Origin of the sequence: Rhizobium sp. Leaf321, from assembly GCF_001423215.1 — a bacterium.
In the GTDB taxonomy this organism is placed as follows: domain Bacteria; phylum Pseudomonadota; class Alphaproteobacteria; order Rhizobiales; family Rhizobiaceae; genus Neorhizobium; species Neorhizobium soli.
In genome coordinates, this window is record NZ_LMOF01000006.1 from 972,619 (window position 1) to 986,323 (window position 13,705).

The 13,705-nt window shown below is 62.6% G+C and carries 14 protein-coding genes; 12 read left to right on the plus strand and 2 right to left on the minus strand.

The window, feature by feature from the left end; genetic code table 11:
* Positions 1 to 69 precede the first annotated feature (69 nt).
* The 10 genes from ASF70_RS11005 (at position 70) to ASF70_RS11050 (ending at position 7,702) form a co-directional block, all read left to right on the plus strand.
* A complete protein-coding gene (locus ASF70_RS11005; RefSeq protein WP_062454773.1) occupies positions 70 to 537 on the plus strand; it encodes a YcgN family cysteine cluster protein in 468 nt (155 codons plus the stop codon).
* 100 nt (positions 538 to 637) lie between these two features.
* Entirely contained in the window at positions 638 to 3,112 is a 2,475-nt protein-coding gene (locus ASF70_RS11010) for a heavy metal translocating P-type ATPase (RefSeq protein WP_062579670.1), read from the plus strand.
* Positions 3,109 to 3,519: a Cu(I)-responsive transcriptional regulator gene (gene cueR, locus ASF70_RS11015; protein ID WP_062453472.1), complete on the plus strand. Its 411-nt coding sequence runs from the start codon at positions 3,109 to 3,111 to the stop codon at positions 3,517 to 3,519. The genes ASF70_RS11010 and cueR overlap by 4 nt, the downstream gene beginning before the upstream one ends.
* A gap of 15 nt (positions 3,520 to 3,534) precedes the next feature.
* Entirely contained in the window at positions 3,535 to 3,735 is a 201-nt protein-coding gene (locus ASF70_RS11020) for a heavy-metal-associated domain-containing protein (RefSeq protein ID WP_062453471.1), read from the plus strand.
* Positions 3,736 to 3,779: 44 nt separating this feature from the next.
* On the plus strand, positions 3,780 to 4,745 hold the full coding sequence (locus tag ASF70_RS11025) for a magnesium and cobalt transport protein CorA (protein WP_062579672.1): 966 nt from the start codon (positions 3,780 to 3,782) through the stop codon (positions 4,743 to 4,745).
* Between the two features lie 84 nt (positions 4,746 to 4,829).
* On the plus strand, positions 4,830 to 5,027 hold the full coding sequence (locus ASF70_RS11030) for a hypothetical protein (RefSeq protein ID WP_062453469.1): 198 nt from the start codon (positions 4,830 to 4,832) through the stop codon (positions 5,025 to 5,027).
* 88 nt (positions 5,028 to 5,115) lie between these two features.
* Positions 5,116 to 5,451: a hypothetical protein gene (locus ASF70_RS11035; RefSeq protein WP_062453468.1), complete on the plus strand. Its 336-nt coding sequence runs from the start codon at positions 5,116 to 5,118 to the stop codon at positions 5,449 to 5,451.
* A 402-nt stretch (positions 5,452 to 5,853) separates the two neighbouring features.
* Complete coding sequence (locus ASF70_RS11040; protein ID WP_062453467.1) at positions 5,854 to 6,054, plus strand: hypothetical protein; 201 nt, start codon at positions 5,854 to 5,856, stop codon at positions 6,052 to 6,054.
* Between the two features lie 113 nt (positions 6,055 to 6,167).
* Positions 6,168 to 6,449: a metal-sensing transcriptional repressor gene (locus ASF70_RS11045; RefSeq protein ID WP_062453466.1), complete on the plus strand. Its 282-nt coding sequence runs from the start codon at positions 6,168 to 6,170 to the stop codon at positions 6,447 to 6,449.
* A 26-nt stretch (positions 6,450 to 6,475) separates the two neighbouring features.
* Positions 6,476 to 7,702: a nickel/cobalt efflux transporter gene (locus ASF70_RS11050; RefSeq protein ID WP_062579674.1), complete on the plus strand. Its 1,227-nt coding sequence runs from the start codon at positions 6,476 to 6,478 to the stop codon at positions 7,700 to 7,702.
* 24 nt (positions 7,703 to 7,726) lie between these two features.
* Here ASF70_RS11050 and ASF70_RS11055 read toward each other — a convergent pair whose 3' ends face one another.
* Together ASF70_RS11055 and ASF70_RS11060 are read right to left on the minus strand one after the other, a co-directional pair.
* Positions 7,727 to 9,646, minus strand: a complete 1,920-nt coding sequence (locus ASF70_RS11055; protein WP_082471864.1) for a diguanylate cyclase — start codon at positions 9,644 to 9,646, stop codon at positions 7,727 to 7,729.
* 271 nt (positions 9,647 to 9,917) lie between these two features.
* On the minus strand, positions 9,918 to 10,547 hold the full coding sequence (locus ASF70_RS11060; protein ID WP_062453463.1) for an outer membrane protein: 630 nt from the start codon (positions 10,545 to 10,547) through the stop codon (positions 9,918 to 9,920).
* Between the two features lie 181 nt (positions 10,548 to 10,728).
* Between ASF70_RS11060 and ASF70_RS11065 the strand changes: the two genes are divergently transcribed.
* On the plus strand, positions 10,729 to 12,126 hold the full coding sequence (locus ASF70_RS11065; protein ID WP_156461811.1) for an MFS transporter: 1,398 nt from the start codon (positions 10,729 to 10,731) through the stop codon (positions 12,124 to 12,126).
* Between the two features lie 107 nt (positions 12,127 to 12,233).
* Positions 12,234 to 13,694 (plus strand): protein adenylyltransferase SelO, encoded by a 1,461-nt coding sequence (locus ASF70_RS11070; RefSeq protein ID WP_062579679.1) that lies wholly within the window; start codon positions 12,234 to 12,236, stop codon positions 13,692 to 13,694.
* Positions 13,695 to 13,705: the final 11 nt, after the last annotated feature.

Here is a 13,705-nt window from a genome sequence, read left to right on the forward strand (position 1 = left end):
GCGCGATAGAGAATCCGCAACAGGGTAAAGGCGGCAGGGGAAAATTGGTCCCCATCCGCGACAGATATGATGATGGAAGACGCATTCTGGAAAACCAAGACGCTTGAGGATCTGTCCCAGCAGGAGTGGGAAAGCCTGTGCGATGGCTGCGGGCTCTGCTGTCTCAACAAGCTCGAGGATTACGACACGGGCGAGGTGGCTTTCACCTCGGTTGCCTGCCGGCTTCTCGACGGCACGAGCTGCCAGTGCAAGGACTATCCCAACCGCCAGGCGACCGTTCCGGAATGCATCCAGCTGACGCCGGCCCAAGTGGACGAAATCCCCTGGCTGCCGCCGACCTGCGGCTACCGCCTGGTGCGCGACGGCCACGATCTCTACTGGTGGCACCCGCTGCTCTCAGGCGATCCGGAAACGGTCCACCAGGCCGGCATCTCGGCCCGCGGCCGCACGATCAGCGAAGAAGAGGTCGATGTCGAGGATTTCGAGGACTATCTGATCGACTGGCCACTGCATGTCGGCGACGCACGGCGGGGCTAGGTAGATGACGCGAAGAACAACCCTCGTGAAAAAACAGCCCGGCCCTTGACCTTCCCATGATGGGAAGCCCTACATGCGGTTGCGAAGAGGATCGCGACCCATGAACCAGACTGTGCCCCCCATCCATCGCCACGAACCGATCACCGTGCCCGTCGAGGGCATGACCTGTGCCTCCTGCGTGCGCCGGGTGGAAACCGCGGCTGCAAAAGTGGCGGGCGTCGAGAAAAGCGCTGTCAACTTTGCAACGAAGAAGCTCACGGTCGAGACGGGCGCGGGGTTTGATCCGGAGACGCTGGAGGCGGCTGTCCGCAAGATGGGCTACGAGATCCCCGACGGCGCGATGGATCTTGCGCTGCGGGAAGCGGGTTTTGACGCGGGCTCTGATCATCACCCGGCGTTGAAGCATGCGGAGACGAGCGCGCAGGCTGGTCATACCCATGCTGATCATACTGGAGCCGCCCATTCTCAAGCCGAGGATCCGCATCCAACGCATGAAAACGCCGCCCACGACCACGCCCACATGCATGGCGGTGAAGCCGGTGTCCTGAAGCGTGATCTCGCCATTGCGGCAATGCTGACGTTGCCGCTGTTCGTGCTGGAGATGACGGGCCACGTCTACGCGCCGTTCCATCACTGGCTGATGGGAGTCATCGACACGCAGAACCTGAACTACCTCTACTTCGTGCTGGCAACGGTGGTGATTTTCGGACCGGGTCTGCGGTTCCTGAAGCTTGGTCTGCCGGCCCTGTTGCGGGGCCATCCGGAGATGAATTCGCTGGTCGCAGTGGGCGTTCTGGCCGCCTATGGCTATTCGGTATTTGCGACATTCGCGCCGGGACTGCTGCCGGAAAGCGCGCGTTTTGTCTATTATGAAGCGGCCGCCGTCATCGTGACGCTGATCCTGTTCGGCCGCCTGCTGGAGGCGCGTGCCACAGGCCGCACCGGCGAGGCAATCGAGAAACTGGCCGGTCTGCAGGCGAAAACCGCGCGGGTTGAACGGAGCGGGGCGGTCGTCGATATTCCCTCGTCCGAGGTCGTGGTCGGCGATATCGTCGTGATCCGTCCCGGCGAACGTCTGCCGGTTGATGGCACCGTGATCGACGGGCAATCGAATGTTGATGAATCGATGATCACAGGTGAGCCGCTGCCGGTCGAGAAGATGGCGGGTGCATTTGTCACCGCCGGAACGGTCAACCGCACCGGCTCCTTCCGTTTCCGCGCCGAAAAGGTCGGCCGCGATACGGCGCTTGCCGGCATCATCCGGCTGGTGGAACAGGCGCAGGGCGCCAAGCTGCCGATTCAGACGCTGGTGGACAAGGTGACTGCGTGGTTCGTGCCGGCCGTGATGCTTCTGGCGGTCGTTACATTCGTCGTCTGGTTCCTGGTGGGACCGGAGCCGCGGCTGTCGCATGCGCTGGTGGCGGCGGTGGCGGTGCTGATCATTGCCTGCCCCTGCGCCATGGGTCTCGCCGTCCCGGTCTCGATCGTCGTCGGGGCGGGCAGGGCGGCGGGCATCGGCGTGCTCTTCCGCAAGGGCGATGCGCTGCAGGCGCTGTCGGATGTGGATCTCGTCGTGTTCGACAAGACCGGCACGGTCACGATGGGACGGCCGCAGCTGACGGATCTGGATGTCGTGGACGGGTTATCGGAAGACGAGGTTCTGCGCCTCACCGCCGCCGTCGAGCGTCGCTCCGAACACCCGATTGCGGATGCGATCGTCAAGGCGGCGGAGGCGAAGGGTCTGGTCTTGGCCGAGACCGAGGATTTCCGCTCCGTCACCGGCTACGGCATCAGTGCCCGCGTCGATGGCCGGGACATTTCGGTCGGCGCCGACAGGTTCATGGACAAGCTCGCCATTTCGGTCGCACCACTGGAACAGACGGCCGCCCGGTTGGCCGGCGAGGGCAAGTCGCCGCTCTATACCGCGATAGACGGTCGTCTGGCGGCGGTGATTGCCGTTGCCGATCCGCTGAAGCCGTCGAGCGTTCAGGCCATCAAGACGCTGCGGGCGATGGGCATCGAGGTTGCCATGGTGACCGGCGACAACCGTCGCACCGCACAAGCGATTGCAGCCCAGGTGGGGATCGATACGGTCGTTGCCGAGGTTCTGCCCGAGGGCAAGGTGAAGGCGCTGGATGACCTGCGGAAGGGGAGCGGTTCCGCCGCCGTGTCCTCGCCACAGGCGACTTCACCCCGGGCACGCCGGATCGCCTTTGTCGGCGACGGCATCAACGATGCGCCGGCGCTGGCGCATGCGGATGTCGGCATTGCCATCGGCACCGGTACGGATGTGGCGATCGAGAGCGCCGATGTGGTGCTGGTCGGCGGCGATCTGACCGGCGTGGTGTCGGCGATTGCCATCAGCCGGGAAACGATGCGCAATATCAGGCAGAACCTGTTCTGGGCGTTCGGCTATAACGTGGCGCTGATCCCGCTCGCCGCCGGTCTGTTCTATCCCTTGCTCGGATTGACGCTTTCGCCGATGCTGGGCGCTGCCGCCATGGCGCTGTCGAGCACGTTCGTGCTTGGCAATGCGCTGCGATTGAAAACCGTCGCACTGGGAGAGAGAGCGTGAATATCGGCGAGGCCGCACAGGCATCCGGCGTTTCGGCCAAGATGATCCGCTATTACGAGGAGATCGGCCTGATTACGCCGGCCGCCCGCACCGGCAACAATTACCGGACCTATGGCGGCGATCAGGTGCATGTGCTGCGCTTCATCAAGCGCGCCCGCTCGCTGGGGTTTTCGCTCGAGGAAACGCAGGCGCTCTTGAAACTGTGGCAGGACCGCAGCCGCGAGAGCGCCGCCGTCAAGGACATCGCCACCACTCATATCGACGATCTGGAGCGGCGCATCGCGGAGATGCAGGGCATGGTCAAGACATTGAAGCACCTTGCCCATTGCTGCGGCGGAAACGACCGTCCCGACTGCCCGATCCTTGACGACCTTGCCGGTTCCGCGTCACCGGCGCATACAGATTGAAGAAGGAGACCTGAGATGACCGTGATCTTCACCGTGCCGGACATGACCTGCGGCCACTGCGAAAAGACCCTGCGAAACGCTCTCGCCGAAGCGCTGCCGGATGCACCCGTGTCGATCGATCTTGTCACGCATACGGTGATGGTGGGTGGCGACGAGGCAAAGGCCGCGCAAGCGATCCGTGACGCGGGTTATTCGCCGGAACGGGCCAAGGCCTAGTACGTTATCGGCATCGCAGACCATACTCCATCGCAGAGCATACCATGACAGTTGTCGCTTCCTATGTGTACCGCAACGGAAAACGTGCCGAGGCGGTGCCTGTCGATGGGCCGGCGCCGAGACTGTCCGGTCAGGATTTCGTCTGGATCGGCCTGCACGAGCCGTCACCGGACGAGCTGCATGCGCTGGCCGAAACCTATGAGCTGCACCCTCTCGCGGTCGAAGACGCCATCAACGCCCATCAGGTGCCCAAGGTGGAAGCCTATGGCGAACAGCTGTTCGTGGTGGCAAAGACCGCCCATCTGGAAGGCGAGAAATTCAAGTATGGCGAGACGGCGATTTTCGTCGGAAGGCGCCACATCATCACCGTCCGGCACGGCTCGGCCCGCAACCATGCCGCCATCCGGGCACAGCTCGAAGCCTCGCCGCAGCTGCTCTCCAAGGGGCCTGACTACGTCCTGCACGGGATCATCGATTTCATCGCCGACGGCTATCTGCCGCTGGTGCAAACGATCGAGGACAAGGTGCTGGAAATGGAGCAGAAGATGCTCGCGAACTTTCTCGAACGCGAGCAGATCCGCCGTCTCTTCCGCCTGCGCCGTCAGCTGATCCTGTTCGGGCGTATCCTGGGCCCGATGTCGGAAGTGGCGGGCAAGCTCGTCAATCTCGACCTTCCCTGCCTCGACCGGGACGCCAAGCCGTTCTTCCGCGACGTGCTCGATCATATCCGAAGGGTCGAAGGTATGGTGGGCGGACTTCGCGAAGTCATCACCTCGGTCTTTGAAGCCTCGAACCTTCTGGAACAGCAGCGCCAGGGCGTCATCACCAGGCAGCTGGCCGCCTGGGCCGCCATTCTTGCGGTACCGACGGCCATCGCCGGTATCTACGGCATGAATTTCGAGAACATGCCGGAACTGAAGACCGAATACGGCTATCCCGCTGTGCTGATTGCGATCGTCCTTCTCTGCAGCATCCTTTTCTACCGGTTCCGGAAGTCCGGCTGGTTGTAGTTGCAACCAAGCAAGGGAACTCTCGAGCCGGCGTCGAGTTGGTTCGGTCAGAAAGATGAAACCCTTGCTACGGAGAACCCCGCCATGGTCGACCAGACCCCGATGATCCTGCTGGCCGTTGTCTTGCTTGCCGGTATTGGCACGCTCGGATTTTTGATCCTGCGCCGCTGGAAGACCAAGCGCATCCCCAAAGCGCACGATCTGCCCGAGGTCGCCAACCGTCGCTGGCTGCGACGCGAAGCGCGCAATGCGCAGTCGCTCATCGACAAACGGGTTCCATAAAAGCGCGGTTCCTCACGGGAATTTGAGATGAAACCAATTTGTGCCCGGCCGGTTAACACCCGGTAGGGATACGAAAAGGAATTCAAAAATGATCAAGACATTGACAGTTGTTGCCGCACTTTCGTTTGGCCTATCCTCTGCAGCATTTGCGCAGACGAGCTATGATATGAACGGTTCGGCCAACCGCGCGGACGTCCAGCAGAACATGAGCGGTGCCGGCGGCAACATCCCGCCGAAGCCAGCCGCATCGGGTACTGTAGACCCCTATTCGACAGGCAGCGTTACCCCGGGCTCGGCAGTCGGTTCGACCGGCGCCTACGGTAGCCGCGCAGGCTGCGCACCGGGCGGTGAGCCAGGCGATGCTGCAAACTCCGGCAACCTGCCGAACCTGACGGGCGAAACTGCCCAGGGTACCGGTTGCTGATTAAACAATGACGGTAGCGGTTGGACGGGTCTTACCCCCGTCTGATCGAGCCTGATCAGAGGTCCTCGGTGAAAGCCGCAGGACCTTTTTTCATGACAAAAGGTTCGCAGTCACAACCAAGGTCGTAGATTGAATGCTGGGAAAACTGGGAAATCAAAAGGACGGCCAGCGTGATCTCGCGGCAGCGACGTGACGTCAATCGGCCACCCGACCCCGTTCTAAAGATAACGGCAGTCGCGTCCTTTCGCGCTTTTGGCAGACCGCAGCCGTCAAGTCCATTGCAAATTTGGCAACACGGGCCCGACATTCCTGCATGAACATCGGTCATTGCAGGGGATCGTGCGAAAAGCTATTCGTCTGGCCTGAACGCATTGGCCGGGAGACACGACAATCATCAAGATCATGGTATTGCTTCACAGCGCCAACGGCCTCGAATGGCAGTCTCCGCCCAAGGGCACCAGCCTGAAGACGCTGAGCGAAGCCGAAGAGCAGGGCTTCATCACCATCCGCGGCGAGTTCCAGAAACGCCAGTTCCGACTGACAGAGATGGGTTTCGAATATATCCAGCGTGACAAAAGACGTCTGGAAGCCCGGCGGTCGTAAGCCAGGCTAACGGCACAACGCTCGCAGCCTCCACCCAGAGAGCTGGAGGAACTCGTATGAAAGCAGTTCTGAAGATACTTGCCTTATCCCCTCCAGGGGGATAGGATTATCGCATGACAGAACACGATCACGTCCACGAAAGTCATCCCGAAATCGTCAAGCGGCTGAAACGGGCTGAGGGACATCTCAAAAGTGTGATCGCCATGATCGAGGGCGGCAGGCCGTGTCTCGACATCGCCCAGCAGCTGCATGCGGTGGAAAAGGCGATCACCAATGCCAAGCGCACCCTGATCCAGGACCATCTGGACCACTGTCTCGAAGACACGATCGGCGCGCTCGATCGGGAGAAGCGCCACTCCATCGACGAGTTCAAGTCGATCACCAAATACCTTTGAGACCTAAATACCCGTGAGATATTTCCATGCCTGATTTTGCCGACCTCCTGCAGCAGGGATCTGCCCATGCCTGGCTGTTTGTTCCAAGCGCCATCCTGCTTGGGGCCTTGCACGGCTTGGAGCCGAGCCATTCGAAGACGATGATGGCAGCCTTCATCGTCGCGGTGAGGGGCACGGTCACCCAGGCGGTGCTGCTGGGTCTTGCCGCGACGATCTCGCACACGATCATCGTCTGGGGCATCGCCTTTGCGGGCATGTATCTCTGGCAGGGCATGGATGCCGAGGCTTCCGAGCCCTATTTCCAGCTTGTTTCCGCCGCGGTCATCATTTCGATCGCACTCTGGATGCTGTGGCGAACATGGCAGGATCAGCAGATGGGAAAGGCCGCTGCCGCCCACGGGCATGATGGCTCGCATGGGCATGACGGTCATCACGGCCACCACGGTGGCCATGGCCACGACGGCCATCACGGCGCCCATCACGGCGCCCATGACCACGGTTCAGCACAGGGGCATGCCGCAGGTCACGGTGACATCAGGCGGGTCGATACCGGGCACGGCATCGTCACGCTCGAAATCTTCGAAGACGGCGTTGCGCCTGTCTGGCGTTTTCGCACCGAGCGCGGCCACGGCTGGACGGCGTCCGATGTCGTCGTCACGACGCAGCGCCCGGATGGATCGCGGCAGGCCTTCGTCTTTGCCGATCAGGGCGGATATCTGCAGTCGACCACAGACATTCCCGAGCCGCACGCGTTCGTCGCAAGCCTGAGCCTTGGCCACGGCAACCATACCCATGATTACGACCTGTCCTTCACGGAAGGCCACGACCATGACCACGCCGAGATGCAGGGGCTAGACGTGGCGACGGACGGGTATCAGGATGCCCATGAAATGGCGCATGCCAACGACATTCGTCGCCGGTTCGCCGACCGCAAGGTGACCACATGGCAGATCGTTCTGTTCGGTCTGACCGGAGGTCTCATCCCGTGCCCGGCCGCCATCACGGTTCTGCTTCTCTGCCTGCAGCTCAAGGAGTTCACGCTCGGCTTCGTGCTGGTTATGTGCTTTTCCATCGGCCTTGCAATCACGCTGGTGACCGTCGGGGCGATCGCTGCGCTCAGCGTACGCCACGCCACGTCGCGCTGGAGCTGGTTTTCGACGGTTGCCCGTCGCGCTCCCTACGTCTCCAGCCTCCTCATCATCGCCGTCGGCCTCTATGTCGGCATCCACGGCTGGCAGGGACTGCCGGCGTAAGGGGCGTCGCGGATTGGGCGGAGCTTAGCTCCCCGCCGTCTCCACCCGGTTTCGGCCTGCGGCCTTGGCGTTGTAGAGGGCTTCGTCGGCGCGCTTGAAGAGGGCTTGCGAGGTCGTCACGAGGTCCTGGCCGGGGGTGAGCGTGGCGAGGCCGACGCTGATCGTGGCGCGGTTGGAGGGTGGGTTTCTGCCGTGTTCCAGACCGATCTCTTCGACGCCCACGCGGATGCTTTCGGCGATGGCATGCGCGGCCTTCGCGTCGGTTGCGGCGAGCAGCACCGCCACTTCCTCGCCGCCATAGCGGGCGCAGACATCGCCGGGGCGGATGACGGTTGACCGTACCACCTGTGCGATCGCGCGCAGGCATTCGTCGCCGGCCGCGTGGCCATAGGTGTCGTTGAAAAGCTTGAAACGGTCGGCGTCGATCATCAGCAGCGACAGCGGCGTCATCGAACGGTTCGCAGCCGTCACCATCGCCTCGAACCGGGCGTTGAAGAAACGCCGGTTGGCAAGCTTTGTCAGGTCGTCGGTATTGGCAAGAAGATCGAGCTCGTCCTGCGCCCGCTTGTGGCGGCTGACATCGCGGGTGATCGCAACCACCCGCGGCGCCTGGGCCGGATGCGAGGCCGGCAGACGGCTCATCGCCGTTTCCAGCCATACTTCCTCGCCGTCGGGTTTGACGTGGCGGATCAGGAATTTCTCATGACCAGGCCCACTGCCGAGCCGCTCCGTTGCCTGGCGCACCAGGAATTCGGTATCTTCGGCCATGCCGGCAAAGATGCTGCGGCCGATCAGGTCCTCTGGCTCGAGCCCGAGGATGCCGATCGAGGAGGGCGAGACATATTCGCGGATGCCGTGTTCATCGAACCGGGTGATGAGGTCGCTGGAGGATTCAGCGAGCAGGCGGAACTCCGCCTCGCGCGCGGCCACTAGCGCTTCGCGCTCTTGGCGCAATTGCATCTGGCGGCGCCAGTAGACCGTGGCGAACCCGGCCGCGATGAGAAGGATCGCCGCATAGATCCAGCGCGTCCTCGCGGTCGACGCCCAGGAGATCAGCACCTGCCATTCCGATGCGGCCGCGAGCGCCACCAAGCCGGTCAGCTGGCTCTGGTGAAAGCCACCCGCCCGCGCCGTCTGGTCGATCGGTGACTGGTAATGAAAGGCGCCGACGCGGGTCTGGCGGACATGGGCAAACAGATCGCTCTTGGACATGTCCTGACCGAGAATGCTGTCGGCCATCGGCGCGCGGGCGAGAACCACGCCATCTCCGCGAACGAGCAGGAAAGAGGCATCGGACCCGATATCGTAGCGGCTGAAGAAATTGACGAAATGGTTGACCTTGATGGTGGAGACCACAACCCCGCCGAACGTGCCGTCCGGTAAAATCACCTTCTGCGAGATCGGCAGGACCCAGGTCTGGGTCAGCCGGCTGAGGATGGGCTTTCCGAGGACCGGGAGCGGGAAGGGGCTGGCCTTGTGGAATTTGAAATAGTCGCGGTCCTGATAGGAGACCCCGGCGGGGCGTGTTGCCGACGAGGTCGCAACCATCTGGCCATCGGCATTGAGATAGGAGAGCGTATCGAGTGTGGGCGACGCACTGAGCTGGCGCTTCATCAGCGCGTCGATCGCCTGGGCGAGATCGGCCTCGCCGTCCTTCTCCTCGATCTTGGAGATCAGGCTTGCGAGCGGCAGCCGCGACATTTCCACCACGTCGTCGGCATGCTGGGTAATAGCTTCGGCCGTCTGTTCCAGTGCCGCTTCGACCCGTGCGACCTGTGTCTTCCAGTTGGAATATTCCGCCCAGCCGAAAAGCGCCAGAAACGCACCGAAGCCCAATACCGCCGCAGGCGTCGCCAGAGCGGGGCCAAGGCCGTGTCTGGTGCGGCGGCCTGGCCCTTTGCGGTTCCCGGGGTCTGCCCCGCGAGACGATGGGGAAAACGGCATGCGCAGAAACTTCCGAAAATAGTCAAAACACGAAACTGCAACCCGGCTGATTTACGTCGCGCACGACGTCATCGGCAGGACGACGGGCAAAGAGCCGACAAGTCCCGTCTAATACAGGAAAGTTAAGCGAACCTCTCGCAACGGGAGCCTGATCCTGCCGTGATGATGATGGCCGGGACAGTGGTCGAAATCCCTGAAGAACAAGTTCCAAAGAAAAAGGCCACCGCGCGAGCGGCAGCCTTCTCCTCATACAATCAGATGCTTGACGCGATCAGAACTTCACGCCGAGGCCAACCTGCACGACGTGCTGGTTGAAGTCGACATCAGCGCCGGCGAGGTTGCCGTTGCCGTAGTCGTTGTAGCGATACTCGACGCGGCCGAACAGGTTGTCGGTGAAGGCGTGATCGACGCCAGCGCCGATGGTCCAGCCGTGCAGCGTGTCGTCGTCGTCGCCAACCGGCGTGTCGACTTCAACATTGGTGGCTGTCCAGCCGCCTGCTGCGTAGATCAGGGTGCGGTCCATGGCGTAACCGAGACGTGCACGGGCCGAACCGGAGAAGCCGCTTTCGGCATCGACGCCAGCAGCGACATCGTCGTTGTTCCAGTCGTAGTTGACATCGCCTTCAACACCGGCAACGAAACCGTTGGAGAACTGCCAGTTGTAGCCGACGAAGCCACCCATGCGGGCGCCGTCGAAGTTCTGGGAACCAGCGCCTTCGATATCAGCATCGCCCCAGCCGTATCCGCCGTGGATACCGAGGTAAGGACCGGACCAGGAAAATGCCGGAGCTGTTTCGTAGGCGACTGGCGCGCTCGGAATGGTCTCAACCGCATCGGCGGCGAGAGCTGCGGACGAGAGGCCGGCTGCAAGAGCTGCGGCGAGAACGAGTGTGTTCCTCATGATGATTTCTCCGTGTTTTCAACGACTGCTTGTTATGAGGATCAATGTAGTGCGTTCGGCTTGGAAAGCTGTAGCTAAAATGTCACGCGCGCCAAAATCGATCCTTGACCGTTGACCGGGGGACTTTGCGCCGCCACTGCTGCGGGCGGGAAAGCCTTGCGGATGAACCGGGGAGCATGCCGTGCTGACAAGAACAGACACCGGATGGAAAACGCTTTTGTCCGGCCGGAACGGCCTGATGCTGGGGCTGATCTCCGCCGGGATCGGGTTGCATGCCTTCAACCAGTTCGCGATTGTTGCCGCCATGCCGCTGGCCGCCGCCGAACTTGGCGGGCGCGACTGGTTCAGCTGGGTCTACAGCCTCTATTTCATCGGTTCGATCGCCGGCGGCACCAGTGCTGCCTATCTCCGCGATCGGTTGGGTGTGAAATCCAGCCTGTTCTGGTCCATGGCGCTGTTTTCGCTGGGCGGTCTGATGGCGGTTCTGGCACCGAGCTTTTTCTTCATCGTTGCGGGCAGACTGTTGCAGGGGATTGCCGACGGTCTGATCGTGGCAATCTGCTACAGCCTCATCCCGGCCAATTTCTCGTCCGCGGTGACGGCGAAGGTATTTGCGGTGGAGGCGACCGTCTGGGCGGTCGCGGCTCTGCTCGGGCCGCTGATCGGGGGGCTGCTCGCAGAGGCGTTTTCGTGGCATGCCGCGTTTCTAGCGGTGACGCCGTTTCTCATCCTGCTTGGTCTTTTCACGCTGTTGACGACGCCCGAGACCGGCAGCGCGGCAAAGGCCGCGTTTGCGCCTCTGGCCGTGGCGCTCTGTGTGACTGCGTCCTTCATTTTCGCACTGTCGTCCGCAACGGGGGTGATCGGCTGGCAGGTCGCCTGTCTGGTGCTGGGATCACTGGCGCTGGCGCTGACCGTGACGACAGACGGAAAGCTCGGGCCGCGGTTGTTTCCGGCTGGCGCTTTCAGGCTGGGATCGGTGCTCGGCCACGGGTTCTGGATGCTGTTCCTGATGTCGGCGGGCCATGCGTCTGGTGCCACCTATCTTGCTCTGATCATCCGCGACGTGTGGGGCATCGGACCGGCGGCGGTCGGCTATATCGTGGTGGCGATGGCACTGACCTGGAGCGCGGTCGCGATGGCCTCCAGCCGGATCAAGTCTCTGAAAGGACGCCATTTTGCGATGCGGGCCGGGCCGCTGTTCCAGCTCGCCGGCTTCCTGATGATCGCGATATCGATCGACGTCAGGGAGATCCTGCTCGTGATCCTGAGCCAGATGGCGATCGGTACCGGTTTCGGCCTGTCCTGGGCGGCGATCAACCAGGCCTCGATGGAGGCCGCCGGCGACGAGGAGCGCGACCGGGCGAGCGCGCTTTTGCCGACCATGTCGACGGCCGGCTACGCCGTCGGTTCGGCGCTGGCCGGCATGATCGCGGCAGCGACCGGGCTGACACGGCAGTTGTCGCAAGGCGATCCCGGGCAGGTCGCCTACTGGCTTTACGGGACGTCCGCAGCCGCGGCGCTGGTGACGTTTCTGCTCGGGTTCGGGGTGCGGTTGGAGGCGGGCAATAAGGGCTGATCTTGCTTGTTCCGCAGGCGCGAGACCCCATATTGGGGATACGCCACAGACCAGACTCAAGCACATACCCGAGACCAAGCCCCTGAAAGGGCCGAAGGAGAGATCCCGTGTTCCAGTTCGACAATTCCTATGCCCGCCTGCCGGATCGGTTCTTCGCTTCCGTCTACCCGGAGCCGGTGGAGGGGCCGAAGCTTCTGAGGTTCAACCAGAAGCTGGCAGCGGAACTGGGCGTCGAGGCGGATCTTTCGGATCCTGATCGTCTGGCATCCGTGCTTTCCGGCAATGTCGTGCCGCAGGGGGCATCGCCTCTCGCCATGGCCTATGCTGGGCACCAGTTCGGCAATTTTGTACCGCAGCTCGGCGATGGGCGGGCGATCCTGATCGGCGAGGTCATGGACCGTGCCGGACAGCGCCGCGACATCCAGTGGAAGGGCGCGGGGCCGACGCCGTTTTCGCGCCGTGGTGACGGGCGGGCAGCGCTTGGGCCGGTCATCCGCGAATATGTCGTGTCCGAGGCCATGCATGCGCTGGGCATACCGGCGACGCGGGCCCTGGCGGCGGTTTCGACCGGTGAGCTCGTTCAGCGCGAGCAGGAGCAGCAGGGCGCAGTGTTCGTGCGGGTCGCGGCAAGCCATGTGCGAGTGGGCACGTTCCAGTTCTTTGCCGCCCGCGGCGATACCGAGGGCGTGCGGACGCTGGCGAACTACGTGATCGAGCGGCATTACCCTGACCTGATGGGCGCGCAGAACCCGTATCTGGCGCTGTTGCAGGCCGTGGCGGACCGGCAGGCGGAGCTGATTGCCCGCTGGCTCGGCGTCGGTTTCATCCATGGTGTGATGAACACCGACAACATGACGATTTCAGGCGAGACGATCGATTTCGGTCCTTGCGCCTTTCTCGACGAATACAACCCGATGAAGGTGTTTTCCTCGATTGATCGGCAGGGACGCTACGCCTATCGCAACCAGCCGGGCATCGGCCAGTGGAACATCGCAAGGCTTGCCGAGGCGCTGGTGCCGCTGATCGATGCCGACGAAGAAAAGGCGGTGGGAGCCGCCAATTCTGTCCTGAAGGCATTCGGCGACACGTTCCAGGCGCACTGGATCGAGGTGTTCCGCGCAAAGCTCGGTCTGGTCACCGCGCGCGACGGTGATGGCGATCTCGTGCAGGGACTGCTTTCTGCGATGGAGGAAAACGAAGCGGATTTCACGCGGACGTTCCGAGCGCTCTGCAACGCCGCGGAAGGACACGACGACGACCTGCTCGCCTGTTTCGCGGATCCATCCAAGCTGCGGGAATGGTTGCCGAAATGGAACGAGCGCCTGGCCGAGGAAGGCCGCAGCCCGGCGGACGTGGCAACAGAGATGCGCGGCGTCAATCCGTGGCTGATCGCCCGCAACCACCGGATCGAGGAAGCAATCGCGGCTGCCAATTACGGTGATTTCAGCTTCTTTGAAAAGCTGGTGGAGGCGCTCGAAAAACCGTTCGAAGAGCGGCCGGAATTTGCCGACTACGCGATTGCGCCGACGGCGGAACAGAAGGTTGCGCGCACCTTCTGCGGGACGTGAGAAAGAAGCGG